The organism is Ornithinibacillus jepli, from assembly GCF_047228935.1.
In the GTDB taxonomy this organism is placed as follows: domain Bacteria; phylum Bacillota; class Bacilli; order Bacillales; family Amphibacillaceae; genus Ornithinibacillus.
The window spans coordinates 668,922-687,676 of record NZ_JBFEGG010000002.1; the positions used below are offsets into that span (position 1 = coordinate 668,922).

The window sequence follows — 18,755 nt, forward strand, 5'->3', positions numbered from 1 at the left end:
AAAGCTCATTTCGGGTCTCTCCTATGCCTATCCTCCCATAGGAGTCTCCGTGTATACGGGCTGCTCAGTGCAACCACCTTTTTATCTCAGAGAAAAAGCAACAATTTTTATAGTGATAATTTTATAAATAAGTGTTAAATCGTAAGCAAAAATTTCTCTACGGAGAATGCTGCGATTCCTAGGGCTGTGGAGTGGGTTGATAGTTCGGAAAAATTGATATCTAGGTTTTGTTGTTGGAACCATAATGTTTGGCTCTTAATTCGGTTCATTAAAGGCTCCATTAACCAATCTTTTGCATCGGCCATTCGATTTCCGATGATGACTAATTCAGGATTAAAGATATTCGAAATATTATTAATCCCAACCCCAAGGTAATCCCCTATTTGATGGAATAAAGCAATAGCCTCAGAATTACCTTCCTTCGCAAGTGTGATGAGACTCTCTAGTGTATGTTCTCGGTTATTTGGAATTGCTAAGCCTTTGTCTTGGGCATTTTTCACTAATGCTTTTTCTGAAGCATACAATTCCCAGCAGCCTTCATTTCCGCAACCACACTTCATTCCGTCCATCTCAATCGTCATATGACCTAATTCACCACTGAAGCCATTGCTCCCCTTATATAACTCGCCATTTAGAATGAGACCGACACCAATTCCAATCCCCACACTTACATAGATAATATGGTGATAATCTTTTCCAGCTCCAAATTTCTTTTCCCCATATGATCCGGCATTTGCTTCGTTTTCAATGATAACAGGTAAGGAATACTTTTCTTCCATAATGGAAAGTAAATCAACATTTCTCCAACCAAGGTTAGGAGCAAGCAATATCTCCCCACTTTTACTTACCGTACCTGGTACACCAATACCGATGCCGATAATTCCATATGGGCTTGGTGGTGCATGTTCAATCAAGTAATCGACCATTTGGAATAATTCATCTAGTATTTCTTCATAGGATAATTGGTTAAATTTCACTTGTTTTTCTAGACAAATATTTCCTTCCAAATCCGTCAGTACCCCAAGTAGATAGTTAACGCCTAGATCAAGCCCAATCGAATAACCTGCTAATTGGTTAAATAAAAGCATGACCGGCCTTCTTCCACCACTGGATTCCCCAGGTCCTGATTCATGGATTAATTTTTCTTCTAATAGATCGCTTACAAGTGATGAAACAGTTCCTTTGTTTAAGCCAGTTACGTTCGCAATGGATGCTCTTGATATGGGATAGTTCGTGCGTATTGTTTCCAATACTAGTGATTTATTCTCTTTTTTTACTTCATGCTGATTCCATGTTTTATTCTTAATCATTTTCAGTACCACTTTCTATTGATTGTTATTACTGTAAGTATAGCATGTTATAATTCCATTATAAACTTAGTTTATCCACTAGACAAACAAATTGTTTTTTGATATTCTTTATGTAAGCTTAGTGATAAGGCTAAATATTTTTAAAATTTAGGGGGTTTAGTGATGAAAGGAAAGAAAGCGATTACATTATTAGTTAGCTTATTATCAGTCATCCTCTTGCTAGCAGCATGTGGTGACAATGGTGCATCAAGCTCTAATGGTGATTCAAAAGTAATTAAGTTTATGCATCTATGGCCAGAGGGCAGCTCGAAAACACATAATGAAATTGTGAACGAAATCATCGCAGATTTTGAAGATGAAAACCCAGGAGTAACAGTTGAATTAGAAGTATTAAGTAATGAACAGTACAAGGATAAAATTCAAGTATTATCTACATCGGATGAATTACCAGATGTCGGGATGACTTGGGCAGCTGGTTATTTGGAACCATATGTAAACGGTAACAAATTTGCGCCATTAGATGATTTGCTAGAAGGTGATCTAGCGGACAGCTTTGTATCTGGTACCGCTGAGGCTTACGCTATTGATGGAAAAACGTACGGTTTACCGTTAGAACTGAACATTGCAACGATCTTCTATAATAAGCAGATTTTTGACCAATATGGTTTAGAAGAGCCGAGTACGTTAGAAGAACTAGAAACGATTATTCAAACTTTAAATGACAATGGAGTAGCTCCAATTGCACTTGGGAATAAAGACCGTTGGACAGGTTCTTTATGGTATATGTATTTAGCTGACCGAATTGGTGGAGCAGACGTATTAACGAATGCCATCAATCGCACAGGTACATTCGAGGATCCAGCATTAGTTCAAGCGGCAGAAGAAGTACAAAACTTAGTAAACATGGATGCCTTCGTAAAAGGATTTAATGGCTTAGCCGATGAAGAAGCAAAAAGTATGTTTATGAACGAGCAGGCAGCAATGTATTTAATTGCTACATGGGATTTACCGAACTACACAACAAATGAAGATGTTCCACAGGAATTCAGAGATTCTGTTGGTTATTTCCATTTCCCTACAGTTGATGGAAAAGGTGACACGAATAGTTTTGTAGGTGGTCCAGGAGTAGGATTATTCGTATCGGAAAACTCTGATGTAAAAGAGGAAGCAAAAGATTTCGTTTCTTTCTTCGTTCAACAATGGGGTGAAAAATCCGTTACCCAAGCAGGTGTAATTCCAGCAACAAAACTGGATACAGCTTCATTAGAATTACCTCAAATGTATGTAGACGTATTAGAGGACCTAAACTCAGCAAGTAATCTAACACTATTTGCTGACGTACAAATGAGCCCAGACGCAGCACAAGTTCACCTAGACATGATCCAAGCAATATTCGGAAACGAAGTAACACCAGAAGAGTTCACTAAAGCACACGAAGACGCATTAGCAGCAGAGGAATAGAATATTTATTCTTCTATAAGTCTAGTAATAAAGAGAAAAGAGGCATGAAGAGATTAGAAGATAGAGGATTATATCTGAATTCAAAAAACGTTATTAGCTCGGGAAATATACGGAGACGCAAGCGGGGAGGATAGGCATCGGTGAGGCCCCGAGTATGCACCTGCGTCTGCTAGTAATGCTACGCAGCAGGTTTCCTCGGTGCAAGGCTACAGAGAAGATTATTCAAGTAGCAGCCTGGCTCACCAGCCGCCCACGGCAAAGAAGACACAGCGAGGTTCTTTCGAGCTGATGTCGTACTTGTACTGTGAGGTGCAAAGAAGACACTGCGAGGTCTTTTCGAGCAGATGTCGCACTTGTACTAGATGTGAAAGCGCAGTATATTTCCCGAGCGGGTTAGGTGCACTATCTTAAGTAGTAATTCGGATTTAATTTAACTCTTTTATCTAAGCCTCTTTTCCATCTTTAACGATATGGGGTTGAAGGAAATGAACAAAGTCATGTCCAACAAATGGATAATTGCATTTTACGTTCTTCCCGCACTCCTATTAATAACCATCCTCATTTTCATCCCATTAATCCTAACCGGTTACTATGGGCTATTTAAATGGGACGGAATAGGAGAAATGAATTTTATTGGGCTACAAAACTATATTAACGCCCTGCAAGACATAAAATTCTGGGACAGTGCATGGCATTCATTTTTATTAGCAATATTTTCTACACTTAGTTTAGCGATCTATCTAATGATATCGCTCATATTAGCATCCAAAATAAAGGGTGCGAGCTTACTCAGGAAAATTTACCTGATCCCAATGCTTTTATCATCCGTTGCGATTGCTCAGCTTTGGATCAAAGTATTTAATCCAACAAATGGAATGTTAAACCATATCCTAATGTTTATTGGAATCGAAAATCCTCCTGCATGGTTGGCAGACACGTCCATCGTGTTATATGCCATCTTTGTCCCGATTTTATGGCAATATGCAGGTTTCTATATTTTGATTTATTACGCAGCATTGAAAAACATCCCTGAATCCATAGTGGAAGCAGCTAGGATTGACGGTGCTTCTCCGATACAGATTGCTTTTCGAATCAAACTACCATTAATTATGGGTGTGATAAAGGTAACCATTGTGTTAGCCGTAGTTGGTTCCCTAAAGTATTTCGATTTGATCTATGTTATGACAGGTGGAGGACCGAATGGGGCTAGTGAGGTTATGGCATCGTATATGTATAAATTAGCCTTCTCTAGTAACAATTTTGGTTATGGTAGTGCAATTGGATTTTTACTCCTTATCATTACATTGATTGTTACGGTTGTGATTCGGAAAGTAACAGCATCGAAAGAAGAAATTCAATATTAAGGGGTGTGTCTGATGAAACGTATTGGCTATTTTATTTTGTATATCTGTTTAGGGATTGTCGCCGTTTTTCAGATATTCCCGATCATTTGGTTATTCCTATTTTCATTAAAAGATAATCGGGAAATCTTTTCTGGATCTCCGTTTGCATTGCCGCAAGAGTTCCGGTGGGAGAATTATTTAAAGGTATGGGAAAGCGGTATTGGTACTTACTTCTGGAATAGTTTATGGATTACGGCAGTTGCCATTGTCTTCACCGTTCTATTCGCGTCCATGGCCACGTTCGCGATTACGAGGATGAAATGGAAGTTTAGTAAACTTGTTTTAGGCTTGTTTATGATTGGGCTTATGATTCCGATACATTCAGCGATTATTCCACTATTTAGTATGTTTTTAAATGTAAACTTAATCGATAATCCATGGTCGATTGTCATTACGTATACAACGTATAATCTTCCAATTACAATCATGATTTTACTAGGTTTTTATTACACGCTTCCAAGAGAAATTGAAGAAGCAGCTATTATTGATGGAAGCTCGATCAACCGAATGTTTTTCCAAATCATATTACCAATGACCGCACCAGTTATATCAACAATCGTCATCATTAATATGATCTACAACTGGAATGAATTTGTATTTGTAAATACGTTTATTAGTTCGGATACGTATAAAACCCTTACAGTCGGCATTCAAAACTTTATTGGACAATATATGACAGACTGGGGTGCAATAGGAGCAACCCTAATCATTAGCGTATTACCAATTCTATTAGCGTTTATTTTCTTTAGTAACAAAGTAGTAGAAGGAATTTCAGCAAGTGCTGTGAAGGGGTAAGTGAGGCTTTAATTAAAATAACGAGTGATGCCGAAAAAATGAAACAGCACTAATAGCTCCGGAAATATACGGAGACTCCAGCGGGAGGAAAGGCATAGGTGAGACCCCGGTGATGCCCCTGCGTCTGCAAGTAAAGCTACGCAGCAGGCTTCCTCGGGGCAAGGCAGCGACGAAGCTTACTCAAGTAGAAGCCTGGCTCACCAGCAGCCCGCGGTAAAGAAGACACTGCGAGGTTCTTTCGAGCAGATGTCGCACTTGTACTGGAAGTGAAAGCGTAGTATATTTCCGGAGCGGGGTATGTGCACTGATATTACGAATCTATCTTTTTCCGCTCTACTCTCTGAAAAGCATGATACGAAAGCCACATCGTAATAAAAGCATATGTACTTGCACCAAAGATAAAATATAGTGCCGGTGCAAGGCTCATCATTAAGTAAATCGAAACTAAACAAACCAGCATCAGAAAACTATGTAACGGATGAATAAGCATAATAAGAAATGCATTTTTCATCAAAGGAAACAACTTTAAATCGTAATGCACAAAAGCAGGGAACAAATAAAAAAGATAGATTAGAAACAAAAACATAAACGAAAACAATGGGATTGATAACCATAAATAAGATTCATCTTGAATCGATTGGATAAATAAAAAGTCTATTCCAATTATGGCCATAACGAACGTAATTATAATACCTAGTTTATTACTATTGATAAATTCACGTTTATAGAAATTCCAAAAAGATGTAAAAACCGGAATATCGTGCTTCCCTTTTAACCACTCTCGTATGATGGTAAACATTGCAATAGTAGAAGGGTATAGCCCGAATATAATTCCACCTAATAGCGTGAATAAAATCCATAATAAATTAACAAAAGCAAATCTAGTAATCCATTCTAATATGATATAAATCGTGGAGCTTGTATATTTCATAAATGAAACCTCCTCTAAGGCTACCCTTAGAATGCTTTACGAGTGAATGTGCAACACACTTAGTATATCGAATAGATAAACGAAGGTATATATCTATTTTAAAAGCTTTGAAGATTAATATCCAATACTAGGAGGTAATAACATGTCTAATTTTCCAACAATCCATAACATTACGTATGAAGGACCAACATCTAAAAACCCTTATGCGTTTAAATTTTATAACCCCGAAGAAAAAATCGGTGGCCGTACAATGGAAGAATACTTACGCTTTGCGGTAGCGTATTGGCACACTTTCACTGAAGATTTATCCGATCCATTCGGTGTCGGTACGGCAAGTAGACCTTGGGATAAGTTTTCTGGTCTTGATTTAGCGAAGGCTCGAGTAGAAGCAGCATTTGAGTTTTTTGAAAAACTAGGCGTTCCGTATTTTTGTTTCCACGATGTGGATATTGCACCAGAAGGAGATACATTACGAGAATCCAATCAAAACCTAGACACAATTGTCGCAATGATCAAGGATTATATGAAGGATAGCAAAACAAAATTACTATGGAACACAGTTAATAATTTCACCCATCCACGTTTTGTCCATGGGGCGGCATCTTCTAATAATGCTGACGTTTTTGCTTATGCTGCTGCAAAAGTAAAGAAAGGCTTGGAGATTGGGAAGGAATTAGGTGCGGAAAATTATGTGTTCTGGGGTGGACGTGAAGGCTATGAAACACTTCTGAATACGGACATGAAGCTTGAATTAGATAACTTAGGACGCTTCTTCCATATGGCAGTGGATTATGCGAAAGAAATTGGCTTTGATGGACAGTTTCTAATTGAACCTAAGCCGAAAGAGCCAACATCGCATCAATATGATTTTGATGTTGCAAGTGGTTATGCATTTTTACAGCACTATGGATTACAAGAGCATTTCAAATTCAATATCGAAGCAAACCATGCAACACTTGCTGGTCATACATTCGAGCATGAGCTTCGATATGCACGAGTGAATGGCATGTTAGGATCCGTTGATGCGAATCAAGGTCATCCATTACTAGGCTGGGATACGGATGAATTTCCATCAGACTTATATTCTACAACATTAGCAATGTATGAAATTATTAAAAATGGTGGGCTAGGTCGTGGCGGACTGAACTTTGATGCGAAGGTGCGTCGTGGATCGTTTACTCCAGAAGATTTATTCCATGCCCATATTGTAGGAATGGATAGCTTTGCGGTAGGACTTAAAGTTGCCCAGCAATTAGTGGATGATAAGGTGTTAGACGATTTTATTGAAGAACGTTATAGTAGTTTTACTGAAGGAATCGGCCTTGATATTGTGGAAGGCAGAGCTGACTTCCATAAATTAGAGGAGCATGCCTTAGCCCTAACGGATATTAACCATACTTCCGGTCGAACTGAATTCATTAAGGCTACGATTAACCAATATTTATTAAGAGCATTTGCAGATTAAACTTGTTTCCCACTGGTCGTTCGCTCCAGTGGGAATTAACTTAGGTGAGGTGCTACGATGAAATATGTCATTGGCGTGGACTTAGGAACGAGTGCGGTGAAAATGTTACTCGTGAATCAAAACGGAGCGGTTATCCAAGAAGTGTCTAAAGGATATCCGTTAATTCAAGAAAAGTCAGGCTATAGTGAACAAAATCCAGAAGATTGGGTTGTTCAAACGGTTGCGGGATTAAAGGAGTTAATAAAGGGATTTGACGGAAATCCTGATGATATAGAAGGGATTAGTTTCTCTGGCCAAATGCATGGTTTAGTATTATTAGATCAAGAGCTGAATGTGCTAAGAAACGCGATTCTTTGGAATGATACACGAACAACGGTTGAATGTCAGGAAATTTATCATGTCGTTGGTGAAGAACGATTGCTTCACATAACAAAAAACCCAGCATTAGAGGGATTTACATTACCGAAAATACTTTGGGTGAAAAAGCATGAGCCAGAAATTTTCGAGAAGGCGGAAAGGTTTGTTCTCCCGAAGGATTATGTTCGGTATAGGCTCACCGGTATGTTACATATGGAATACTCAGATGCAGCAGGAACATTATTACTAAATGTGAGTGAGAAACAGTGGAGCAAGGAAATTTGTGAACTGTTTGGACTTAAACAGAGTCTTTGTCCGCCTTTAGTTGAATCCCATGAAAAAGTAGGGACTATACAAGAGGAGGTTGCGGGTGAAACAGGACTTTCTGCTTCAACCGCAGTGTTTGCAGGTGGAGCAGATAATGCTTGTGGAGCAATTGGTGCAGGGATTTTAGAAGACGGGAAAACATTATGTAGTATTGGAACTTCTGGTGTTGTCCTTTCTTATGAGCCGAATCGTGATAAAGATTATGGCGGGAAAGTACATTACTTTAATCATGCCGTTGCAGATGCTTACTACACTATGGGAGTGACACTTGCCGCGGGGTATAGCTTAACATGGTTTAAAGATGTTTTTGCCGCTGATGAACCGTTTGAAGCGCTTCTAGAAGATGTAGGCTCTGTTGATATTGGTTCAGGGGGGCTATTATTTACTCCGTATTTAGTTGGGGAAAGAACTCCTTATGCTGATGCGAATATTCGAGCGAGCTTCATTGGTATGGACAGCTCACATGAGCGGAAGCACTTTGTTCGGGCTGTATTAGAAGGAATCACGTTATCCTTAAATGAATCCATTGCTATCTTTAGAAAAAATGGTAAAAACATTGATACAGTCATTTCAATCGGAGGCGGTGCAAAAAGTGAAACATGGCTCCAAATCCAGGCAGATATTTTCAATGCTCAAATCGTTCGGCTTAATAGTGAACAAGGCCCAGGGATGGGAGCTGCAATGCTCGCTGCATATGGCTGTGGTTGGTTTGAATCATTAAAAGCGTGTGCGGATCAATTTTTACAAGTAGATAAAACATTTACACCAATTCCTGAAAATGTTGTGAAATATCAAGAATTGTATCGAATTTATAAAGATATATATTCGACGACAAAAGATACGAATCATCAGTTAGCTGCGTTTCGTAAGTAAGATGAAGAGTTGCGGGTGAAAAGAATATTTTTTAAAATTACAATAATAGCGAGGGTGCAAGCACCTTCGCTATGTTGGATTTCAATCATTGGAGGAGAAAACATGGGAACAACTATGTTTTTAGGTGCCTTTACCATTTGTTTCTGTATTAGTTCCGTACTTAATCTATTGTTCAAGATGAATAAGAAACGAGATTGGTTGATAACATTACTACTTAGTTTAGTATTAGCGTTAATTTTTACCCCATTTATGATGGGAGGTAGCTTGTTTTAGCTTACTGTAACTTTTCTGCAGAAATTAGTAAAAACATCGGTCTGCGGAGTTCATCCTGCATACTAGGATCACGTTTTAACATTTCTTCAGAAGGAGTGGGTTCCTTCACTTCTTTTATCTGGAAGCCACTCGTAAGTAAGTCATTCATATAGGTCGAAAAAGTTCGATGATATTTTACTACATTCTCCGTTAAGAATGATGTTTCCCTTAAACCTTCTAATTGGTAATGATCAACAGCCCAATGCAGGCGGTTCCCACTGTCATCGTAATACCAATCTTGTTCATTTCGAGAAGTAAAAATAGGATGTTCAACAGAAAATACAAATGCTCCCCCAGGTTTTAGGCAGTGGTACACTTTATTACAAATTTCTTTAAAGGACTTAATATAGTGAAAAGCTAACGAACTAATTACTACATCGAATTGCGAACCTGAAAAGTTGATGTCTTCAATTGGCATTTCCATGTACGAGATTGCAGGGTCATCCGTTAAGTCTCGAGCTTTTTGAAGCATTTTAGTCGATATATCAACGCCAATAACAGAGCTTGCATGCTGTTCACGCGCATAACGGCAATGCCAACCGAAGCCACATCCTAAATCCAGTACATGTTTATTTTGCAAATCAGGTATCATATCTTTCAATACATGCCATTCACCAGCAGCCTCAAGCCCTTGAACGGATCGTGGCATTTTTTCATATGCAGAAAAGAATTTCGTATCATCGTATTTATTTTGTTTCATAAACTTTAATCTCCTACAATTTAAGGTAATTTATAGAAAGTCTAATTCCAAAGGCAATTTTGTACTAACTTCATAAAGTTTATCAAATTCCCAATATCGCCCCACTGCCCCATCTCCAAAGTTTTGTATAAAAAACCTAGTTCATCAAAATATCTTTAAGTATTGCTGTATCCTCCTTATTTAAGAACCCATAGCCCTCATCTTCTTTATCACTAATGATGGTTGCATGACCATCGCTCTCGAACCATATCCGATATTCATAAAGTCTTTCAGGCATATCTTCTTCGATGGTATAAAATAAGGTAACCCACACGTCTTCTATTCGAGACATGGATGGTTGTATAGATGGGCCCCAATTAATTTGCTGGAAAATTCTTTTGAGCTCTGTAATTGTTTCTTCTTCCGTAATGATAGCAGGATCTTCGTAGTTTCCTTCTGGAGTACTCTTTTGTACGTCAATCCTTGTTAAGTTATCATAATCTTGACCTGAACAAGCTGAAATCAATGTGACAAACAAAATCAATACTATAACCATCATACTCCATTGTAATTTCAAACTAATTCCCCCCTCTATATAAAGATGATTATGAACAAAAAAATGTTTCTTACATCTTTTCCCCTAAACTTAATTCATTAATGTCCCAAACTTAAAAACAGTCTGTTCCTGATATCTTTCATCAGCATTCAAGAGAATGGAAGGGAATCCATCGTGATGTAATGATGCAGGTGAGCTTTGGGTTTCGAAGCATACACCTAGATAATTCTTTGACATCCCCTCGTTTAGCAAGGCATTAGAACCTAAGTTATTGGAGGTATACATAACCATGCCCGGTTGGGTAGTTTTCATTTTAAGTACCCGACCGCTAACCGGCTCTGTTGCAACTACAGCGTACGGTTTTTTCTGGTCAAATATAAAATAATGATCATAGCCATTCCCAACGATGTTATGCTGATCCATCGTACTATGAATGCCACTCGCAAGTGCTCTCCCAGAACGAAAATCGAATGTAGAATTGGTAACATCAAGAATATCGCCAGTTGGGAGTAGCCTTGCATCTAATTGCGCAAATCGGCTACTATCCATTGTCACATGGTGCTGATGAATCGTCTCCTTCAAATCACCACTTAAATTAAAGTAAGTATGATTCGTTAAGGTAAGTACGGTTGTTTTATCCGTTGTAGCGGAATAATTTATGATAAGCTCGTCTTCATTGGTTAGGGTGTAAGTAACCGTTATGTTAACATTACCAGGATATCCGTTTTCTCCATCCTTACTAAAATAAGACAACTTCAATCCAAGCTTATCCTCTTCTTCAAATGGATCTGCATTCCAGATTACTTTATGTAGCCCGGTATTTCCGCCATGTAAATGATTAGGCCCTTCATTTGCTTTTAATCGATACGTCTTTCCGTCTAATACAAATTCTGCGTTTTGAATTCTCCCAGCAACTCGTCCTATCAGTGCACCAAAGTAGTTGGGGTCATGTTGATAATCCAACATATTTTTATATCCTAAGACAATATTTCCCACCCTGCCCTCTTTATCCGGAGTGAGGATTTTAGTCAAAATACCCCCGAAATTTAAAACTTCTACGGTTACTCCATTTATATTAGTTAATGTGAACACTTTCCAGTTATTCTGGAGTTGTTTTGTCTTTATCTTCACGTTCTCTGCTCCTTATCTGCAATATTCTGTAAGTTGATTGTATCACATAGAAAATGGAATAGTCTGACGGTAAAACAAAAAAAGAATCGCACAGAATAGGTACTGCACGATTCTTCCCTAAACCCTTATTCAGACTTTGAAATCGTAAAGTTATCCTGAAGCAGCAACCAATTTTGCGGAAATGCTAGGCCAAGCTTCCAGTAACTAATTCCCCGTAACCCAAGTTCCTTTATTAAATCAAACTTAGCTTGAATCGAACGGGCATCTTCAAACCAGACTTCATGCTCATTTCCTTCCTCATCCCAGTAATTAAAATGTGGTGCTTGAGCAGTGGTGTCATACTCGATTGAAGCGTTATACTGGCGAGCTAAAGCAATGGCCTGTTGAGGGCTAACTGCCCGAGCATATTCACCACCAGGTTCAAATGGTAGGGTCCAGTCATATCCATATAAATTTTGCCCTAATAAAATCTTTTCCGGTGGCATTTCGGTTAGAGCATATTCTACTACTCTTCGGACTTGATCAATTGGTGATACGGCCATCGGAGGTCCACCACTATATCCCCATTCATACGTCATAAGCACCACAAAGTCTGCAACGGATCCGTGGGCACCATAATCATGAGCCTCATACCACGCTCCCTCTTGCTCTGCACTTGTTTTTGGTGCAAGAGCTGTAGACATTAATAGTCCTTCCTGGGAGAGACGTTCCCTGGCCCTTGATAAAAAGGTACTATAGGCATCCCGGTCTTCTGGTGGTAAAAATTCAAAGTCAAAATGTACATCGGTAAAGCCAACTTGTTGAGCGGTGTTTACAATATTATCTAGTAACGTATTCTGAACTGCTTGAACCGTTACGATAATATGGCCAAGTTCCGCGCTAAAGGCACCTTCTTCTAAGTTCGTTACAACCATCATTAAACTAGCATTGTTTTCATCAGCAATTTCTTTGAAATAATTAAGTGGTGGGGCGTTTAAACTGCCATCTCGGTTTACCTGATAGCTAAATGGAGCTAGGTAGGTTAAATATGGAGTGTGCTTTCTAGCGGCATTTTCTAATGCTTGCGATACAGTACCACCAGTCGGTTCGATGTAAGCATTCGCGATAATCTCAGGTCGCGGTCCTTGTGGAATATATAATCGTAAACCTACGGGCAGGACGCCATTTACCGGAATATTATTAACACGAGCAAGTTCCTGATAACTCATCCCAAATCGCCCAGCAATCGTATAGAGGCTATCTCCAGGTTGGACGAAATAAAACTGACCAACAATCGGAATAACTAAAGCTTGCCCGACTACGAGCTCATTCGGAGCGTCTAATTCATTTGCATTAACAAGCGCATCGACGGTAGAGCCGTATGTACTTGCAATTGTATATAAAGAATCACCTGGCGAGACAACATGAATTTGCATAATCTCCCTCCTTAAAGTCCATAAATGTACCTATATTCCACTTTATGAAGGGAGCATGTACGTTATGCTTTTAGATAGGGTCAATATTCGCTTTCATCACGGAATTCATTAAGTATAAGGCATAATCATTTCCTTGCTTGTTCTCCGATGCCGTGCAATTTTTCGGAATATGCATAGAAAATTGATACATATACGCATCCTTTGTGGTAAAAAGCACACATATATCCCCAGCTATTCCAGCAATCATTAAATGTTTTTTCCCTAAATCACGAAGCAGCGACAATAATGGTGTTTGAAAAAAGGCAGAATGCTGTGGTTTAATGAGGAAGTAATCATTCGGTTTTGGTTTTAGTTGTTGGATAATATGTTCATTTGCCTCATTCATACAATATTTTATAATCGTATCTGGATTAGATTGCCAAAGTCGGTAATGATCATTTACATAAATAATCGGAAGTTTGTGCTCTTCTGCAAGCTGTCTTAGTTTTACTATATTTGGTAAAATCTCTTCCGTATTAGCAAGAAGCTTTTCTCCACCGTCAAACTTGAAATCATTGATTAAATCAATAAATAAGATGGCAGTGCTGTTTAGATTATCAAACAAATGAACACCTCCTTATACTGATGAGTCTTTATTATGGTTAAAATAAAAATAGATTATTCCATGAGAGTTGTGAACAGATGAACGATGAATTTTATATGAATTTAGCAATAGAAGAAGCGAAGAAAGCACAGGAAAAACATGAAGTACCGATTGGAGCAGTCATCGTTTTCCAGGATGAAGTAATTGCAACCGGGTACAATGTAAGAGAACTATCACAACAGACATTATCCCATGCTGAATTAATCGCGATACAAGAGGCAAATAAAAAGATTGGAAGCTGGCGATTAGAAGATTGTACACTGTACGTCACACTTGAGCCTTGTCCCATGTGTGCAGGGGCAATTGTGCAATCTAGAATAAAGCGAGTCGTTTACGGTGCAAAAGATCCGAAAGCGGGATGTGCAGGGACGTTAATGAATTTATTGGATGAGAAACGGTTTAATCATCAAGTAGAAATAACCTCAGGAATCCTAGAGAAGGCGTGCAGTGAACTGCTTACTAGCTTCTTTAAAATGCTGCGGGCTAAAAGAAAACAATCCTCTTCCAAATAATCTCATACACGAGTCCATTGATTTTTTCTCTCAACATGTTATAATGGATATTACCGTGCTAGGCGGGGAGGTAGCGGTGCCCTGTACTCGCAATCCGCTGTAGCGAGGCTGAATTCCCATCACGAGGTGAGTGACCGTGTGGTCTGCCTCAAGGGATTGGTGTTGACGTTTAGGTCCTGCGCAACAGGAACCCACGAACCCTGTCAGGTCCGGAAGGAAGCAGCAGTAAGTGGTCATTCCTGTGTGCCGTGGGGTTACCTAAACTGAGCCATGAACTTGAGTAACGCATGGGGTCACTTCATCGACGGTGGGTGCACGGCATACATATGAGTTTAAAGCCTCTTGTATCAAACAAGGGGCTTTGTCGTACCTCAATACATTAATCCTCATTAAATACTTCTAGTTACAATGGATTCGATTTCTTTTTTCATAATCATTCACATTCCATCTTAAAATCGGTATAATTAGGTAGAAATCATAGAGGGGAATCAATTATGAGCTATCAAGCATTGTATCGCGTATGGCGCCCTAGAACTTTCGGGGACGTTGTAGGCCAAAGCCACATAACGAGAACACTACAGAATGCTATTGTTCAGCAGAAGTTTTCACATGCTTATTTGTTTTCCGGTCCACGTGGAACTGGTAAAACAAGTGCGGCTAAAATTTTTGCGAAAACCATTAACTGTGAGCGTGCTCCGGTAAAAGAGCCTTGTAATGAATGTGCAGCATGTCGTGGCATTCAAGATGGTGCTATTTCCGATGTAATCGAAATTGATGCTGCTTCTAATACGAGCGTTGATGATATTAGGGAAATACGTGATAACGTAAAATATGCTTCTAGTGTTGTCCCATATAAAGTGTACATTATTGATGAGGTCCATATGATTTCTGTCAATGCGTTTAATGCATTGCTGAAAACATTAGAAGAACCTCCAAAGCATGTCGTATTTATACTAGCAACAACAGAACCGCATAAAATACCACTAACGATTATTTCCAGATGTCAGCGCTTTGACTTCAAACCGATTTCCAATCAAGCTATCGTGGAACGGATGCAAACGATATTGGATGCAGAAGGCGTTACCGTCGCCAAAGAAGCACTAGATGCAGTAGCATTAGCTGCTGAAGGTGGAATGCGTGATGCGCTGAGTATTCTAGATCAAGCAATTTCCTATAGCGAGGAACGGGTAGAATTAGAAGATGTACTGGCGGTTACCGGTGGGGTCTCCCAAAAGATTCTAACCGATATCGTAGCGGCAATGCAGGAGAAGAATGTGCAATCTGCATTAAAAATGTTAGATGAACTCATTCAAAACGGGAAAGACCCAGCTCGATTTGTCTATGATATCATATATTTTTTACGAGACTTATTACTCTACAGAAGTGCTCCGACGCTAGAGGGAATCCTAGAAAGAGCGATTATTGACGATGACTTTAAACAGTTAGCAGAAGTAATCTCAGAACCGTGGATTCAACACGCGATTATACAATTAAATCAAACACAGCAAGAAATGAAATGGTCAAACAATCCAAAAGTGTTTATTGAGATTGCCATTATTACGATTTCGAATCGTTATGAAGAAAAGGCTGATTCAGCCGACTCAGCTTCTTCAGAGGCTGTCATGCAGTTAACGCAAAAGTTAGCAAATCTTGAAAAAGAAATTGCGAACCTAAAGGAGGCACCACCTCAAGGAAACGTGGTGCAACAACAACAGCCTGAAAAGAGAAGAACACAATCAAGTAAATCGAAAAACAGCTACAAAGTTCCGTACGAAAGAATTCGCAACGTATTAAAAGAAGCAGAAAAGCCAGCACTGAAGGAAGTACAAACTGTTTGGGCAAACTTTTTAAACAAATTAAAAACAACAAGCGCACCTGCCCATGCGACGATACAAGATTCCAAACCAGCTGCAGCTTCTGACACATCATTAGTCGTAGCATTCAAATACGAAATACACTGTTCACTATTCCTAGATAACCGTGAACTAGTAGAATCCGTACTGACAAGCGTACTAAACAAACAACTAACCATTATTCCAATCCCGAATAATGACTGGCAAGAACTAAGAACCGAATTCATCAAAAATCAAGAACCAACCAACGACCAACCCAACACCGAACCCATCATCGACGAAGCAAGAAAACTATTCGGAGATGATTTGATAGAGGTGCATGATTGATAATTAATAAACAAGTTTTATTTTGAAAAGATTTGTTTAGAGGACTAAAACTGAGTTTACGCTCTAAGTGGCGAGAATATACGGAGACTCCAGCGGGAGGAAAGGCATCGGTAAGACCCCGATAGATGCCCCTGCGTCTGCAAGTATCGCTTCGCGGTAGGCTTCCTCGGGGCAAGGCAGCAAGGAAGTTTACTCAAGTAGAAGCCTGGCTTACCAGCCGCCCGCGGAAAGCGTAGTATATTCTCGCCACGGACTAGGCAAGAAAACAATCAAATTTTTGAATATCAAAGGAGGCGTTTTCCATGAAAGGTATGGGAAATATGGGCAACATGATGAAACAAATGCAAAAAATGCAAAAGAAAATGATGCAAGCACAAGAAGAACTATTCGAAATGGAATTTGAAGCAACAGCAGGTGGCGGAATGGTAACCATCAAAGCCAACGGCAAAAAAGAAATCATAGACGTTCAAATTAAAGAAGAAGTAGTCGATCCAGACGACATCGAAATGCTACAAGATCTAATCCTTGCTGCAACAAACGAAGTCATCAAACAAGTAGACGACAAAACAAACGAAACAATGGGTCAATTTACCAAAGGGTTAAACATGCCAGGCATGTTCTAATCTAGGAGGAAACTTCATGTATTATCCGGAACCAATTTCAAAGCTGATTGACAGCTTTACAAAATTGCCAGGTATTGGGCCAAAAACGGCTGTTCGACTGGCTTTTTTTGTGTTAAATATGAAAGATGATGATGTACTTGAATTTGCAAATTCACTCGTCAATGCTAAACGAGAATTAACACATTGCTCTATTTGTGGACATATTACTGACCAAGATCCATGCAGCATATGCTCTGACACAACTAGAGATAATTCCATTATTTGCGTCGTTCAAGATCCAAAAGACGTCATCGCAATGGAAAAAATGAAAGAATTCCATGGAAAATATCATGTACTTCACGGTGCCATCTCACCAATGGATGGAATTGGTCCGGAAGACATAAATGTTCCAGATTTGTTAAATCGTTTACAAGATGAAGAAGTGAATGAAATTATTTTGGCGACAAATCCTAATATCGAGGGAGAAGCCACTGCCATGTACATTTCGCGTTTAGTAAAACCTTCAGGAATCCGCACAACAAGAATTGCACACGGATTACCGGTTGGTGGCGATTTAGAATATGCAGATGAAGTCACATTATCAAAAGCTTTAGAGGGTAGGAGAGAACTGTAAAGTTAGGTGACACTTGTGGGAAGAAAGAAGAAAAAGCAAAAGCGAGAGGTTGATGAGCTTTTACTAGATGCTATCTTCTCCATCGAACGTGAGTGGAAACAAGTTAAATCCATAGTTGGTCGTTCCATAGAACCATCGTTTGATGGGAGTAGCACAGAAAAATTAGCTCAATCCAAGTATCTATTTTTATTAAGGGAAGCAAAGCACCGTAAGATTAGCGCAATACGATATAGCAAATAAGGTAGAAACAACTACAGGTTTGAACTAGTAATATGAGAAGCACATATACTGCCTTTTCCCTGAGTATAACAGGGGAAAGGCAGTATAAATTTAAGAGTGACCATATATAGTTGTAATTTTTGAACAGCAATTCTCATTTAGCATCAAGTTTAATTTATCTATTTTACTAATTCTTCAGGATCCTTCCTATAGGAATATTGTTTGCAAATGTGTTGAGACAAACGGTGTTTCTCTCCCTGTCTATACCACCTTATCCAAGTTGTAATTTGAGACTTAATGCGTATCCCAATCTTATTCTAAGACAACTTCAATTCCATTACTTCTTTTTTAATTTCTTCTGAATAGATTTTTCCTCTGCATTAAAGGTGTAAGCGCGACTCAGGGTGGTTATTTAAGGGGTACGATTGAATCTAAAGTAGCAGGAATTGTAGCAGGAAGTGACCATATTTACGCAAAATACGGTCATAATAAAATAGCAGGCTCCTTAGGTATAAGTTTTTGGGGATTTGGAAGTATTAGTATTACTGGCTCATCTTATGATGAGATGGGAGCTTCTAAACTGTTTTATTACTAGACCGGGAGTCTAAATTCATGTAAAAACCATATGCTTAGACAGGTATGGTTTTTTATTTACTTATTCAAAATTAATCCTTACCCCCTCACTTTGAAACAAGTAGGTGAATAATCAAATATTAGGTCAATCAATTTTTAACAAGAAATGCCCTGGTCATTGATATGATTAACTATAGTCTGAATTATGATTATGTTACTTTTGAGATACTTTTTATATTTATTTGTTATACTCTTATTTTACAAGGTAAAATGTAATTCGATAGAAAAATTGAACAAAAGGAGGTAAGGATATGGAAAAGGTTAAAATCTTCTTATTATCTGTTATCACACTTATTCTATTATATATTGCTTTTATG

At 38.8% G+C, this 18,755-nt stretch carries 18 protein-coding genes and 1 other RNA gene; 12 read left to right on the plus strand and 7 right to left on the minus strand.

The genetic code is table 11. The annotated features are described in order from the left end of the window. Window positions 1–134 precede the first annotated feature (134 nt). Window positions 135–1,310, minus strand: a complete 1,176-nt coding sequence (locus AB1K81_RS11440; protein ID WP_412976764.1) for an ROK family transcriptional regulator — start codon at window positions 1,308–1,310, stop codon at window positions 135–137. A 162-nt stretch (window positions 1,311–1,472) separates the two neighbouring features. Between AB1K81_RS11440 and AB1K81_RS11445 the strand changes: the two genes are divergently transcribed. The 3 genes from AB1K81_RS11445 to AB1K81_RS11455 all read left to right on the plus strand — a co-directional run bounded on the left by AB1K81_RS11445 (window position 1,473) and on the right by AB1K81_RS11455 (window position 4,969). Continuing rightward, the gene (locus tag AB1K81_RS11445) at window positions 1,473–2,771 is read left to right on the plus strand and encodes an extracellular solute-binding protein (RefSeq protein ID WP_412976765.1); all 1,299 of its coding nucleotides are present in this window, start codon (window positions 1,473–1,475) and stop codon (window positions 2,769–2,771) included. A gap of 485 nt (window positions 2,772–3,256) precedes the next feature. After that, window positions 3,257–4,135, plus strand: coding sequence for a carbohydrate ABC transporter permease (locus AB1K81_RS11450; RefSeq protein ID WP_412976766.1), 879 nt, complete (start codon window positions 3,257–3,259; stop codon window positions 4,133–4,135). A 12-nt stretch (window positions 4,136–4,147) separates the two neighbouring features. Beyond that, window positions 4,148–4,969 carry a carbohydrate ABC transporter permease gene (locus AB1K81_RS11455; RefSeq protein WP_412976767.1) on the plus strand — a complete coding sequence of 274 codons (822 nt, stop codon included), beginning with the start codon at window positions 4,148–4,150 and terminating at the stop codon, window positions 4,967–4,969. A gap of 310 nt (window positions 4,970–5,279) precedes the next feature. On the opposite strand, the gene AB1K81_RS11460 is transcribed toward AB1K81_RS11455, so the two are convergent. Next, the gene (locus AB1K81_RS11460) at window positions 5,280–5,900 is read right to left on the minus strand and encodes a YesL family protein (protein WP_412976768.1); all 621 of its coding nucleotides are present in this window, start codon (window positions 5,898–5,900) and stop codon (window positions 5,280–5,282) included. Window positions 5,901–6,042: 142 nt separating this feature from the next. Between AB1K81_RS11460 and xylA the strand changes: the two genes are divergently transcribed. The 3 genes from xylA to AB1K81_RS11475 all read left to right on the plus strand — a co-directional run bounded on the left by xylA (window position 6,043) and on the right by AB1K81_RS11475 (window position 9,195). Next, entirely contained in the window at window positions 6,043–7,365 is a 1,323-nt protein-coding gene (xylA, locus tag AB1K81_RS11465; protein WP_412976769.1) for a xylose isomerase, read from the plus strand. 57 nt (window positions 7,366–7,422) lie between these two features. Next, window positions 7,423–8,922: a xylulokinase gene (gene xylB, locus AB1K81_RS11470; RefSeq protein WP_412976770.1), complete on the plus strand. Its 1,500-nt coding sequence runs from the start codon at window positions 7,423–7,425 to the stop codon at window positions 8,920–8,922. A 102-nt stretch (window positions 8,923–9,024) separates the two neighbouring features. Continuing rightward, window positions 9,025–9,195, plus strand: a complete 171-nt coding sequence (locus AB1K81_RS11475) for a hypothetical protein (RefSeq protein ID WP_412976771.1) — start codon at window positions 9,025–9,027, stop codon at window positions 9,193–9,195. Window position 9,196: 1 nt separating this feature from the next. On the opposite strand, the gene AB1K81_RS11480 is transcribed toward AB1K81_RS11475, so the two are convergent. From AB1K81_RS11480 to AB1K81_RS11500, 5 genes are all read right to left on the minus strand, one after another. Then, the gene (locus tag AB1K81_RS11480) at window positions 9,197–9,934 is read right to left on the minus strand and encodes a class I SAM-dependent methyltransferase (RefSeq protein WP_412976772.1); all 738 of its coding nucleotides are present in this window, start codon (window positions 9,932–9,934) and stop codon (window positions 9,197–9,199) included. Between the two features lie 136 nt (window positions 9,935–10,070). Then, entirely contained in the window at window positions 10,071–10,490 is a 420-nt protein-coding gene (locus tag AB1K81_RS11485; protein ID WP_412976773.1) for a hypothetical protein, read from the minus strand. 69 nt (window positions 10,491–10,559) lie between these two features. After that, a complete protein-coding gene (locus tag AB1K81_RS11490; protein WP_412976774.1) occupies window positions 10,560–11,600 on the minus strand; it encodes an aldose epimerase family protein in 1,041 nt (346 codons plus the stop codon). A gap of 125 nt (window positions 11,601–11,725) precedes the next feature. Further along, complete coding sequence (locus AB1K81_RS11495; RefSeq protein ID WP_412976775.1) at window positions 11,726–13,015, minus strand: glycoside hydrolase family 18 protein; 1,290 nt, start codon at window positions 13,013–13,015, stop codon at window positions 11,726–11,728. Window positions 13,016–13,085: 70 nt separating this feature from the next. Beyond that, window positions 13,086–13,619 carry a cysteine hydrolase family protein gene (locus tag AB1K81_RS11500; protein ID WP_412976776.1) on the minus strand — a complete coding sequence of 178 codons (534 nt, stop codon included), beginning with the start codon at window positions 13,617–13,619 and terminating at the stop codon, window positions 13,086–13,088. 77 nt (window positions 13,620–13,696) lie between these two features. Between AB1K81_RS11500 and tadA the strand changes: the two genes are divergently transcribed. From tadA to AB1K81_RS11530, 6 genes are all read left to right on the plus strand, one after another. Beyond that, window positions 13,697–14,170, plus strand: a complete 474-nt coding sequence (gene tadA / locus AB1K81_RS11505) for a tRNA adenosine(34) deaminase TadA (protein ID WP_412976777.1) — start codon at window positions 13,697–13,699, stop codon at window positions 14,168–14,170. Between the two features lie 53 nt (window positions 14,171–14,223). After that, an RNA gene (ffs, locus tag AB1K81_RS11510) (signal recognition particle sRNA large type) lies at window positions 14,224–14,489 on the plus strand. A 175-nt stretch (window positions 14,490–14,664) separates the two neighbouring features. Next, a complete protein-coding gene (gene dnaX / locus AB1K81_RS11515; RefSeq protein WP_412976778.1) occupies window positions 14,665–16,350 on the plus strand; it encodes a DNA polymerase III subunit gamma/tau in 1,686 nt (561 codons plus the stop codon). Window positions 16,351–16,652: 302 nt separating this feature from the next. Further along, on the plus strand, window positions 16,653–16,973 hold the full coding sequence (locus AB1K81_RS11520) for a YbaB/EbfC family nucleoid-associated protein (protein WP_412976779.1): 321 nt from the start codon (window positions 16,653–16,655) through the stop codon (window positions 16,971–16,973). Window positions 16,974–16,989: 16 nt separating this feature from the next. Continuing rightward, window positions 16,990–17,586, plus strand: coding sequence for a recombination mediator RecR (gene recR / locus AB1K81_RS11525; protein ID WP_412976780.1), 597 nt, complete (start codon window positions 16,990–16,992; stop codon window positions 17,584–17,586). Window positions 17,587–17,601: 15 nt separating this feature from the next. Beyond that, on the plus strand, window positions 17,602–17,826 hold the full coding sequence (locus tag AB1K81_RS11530; protein WP_412976781.1) for a YaaL family protein: 225 nt from the start codon (window positions 17,602–17,604) through the stop codon (window positions 17,824–17,826). Window positions 17,827–18,755 lie beyond the last annotated feature (929 nt).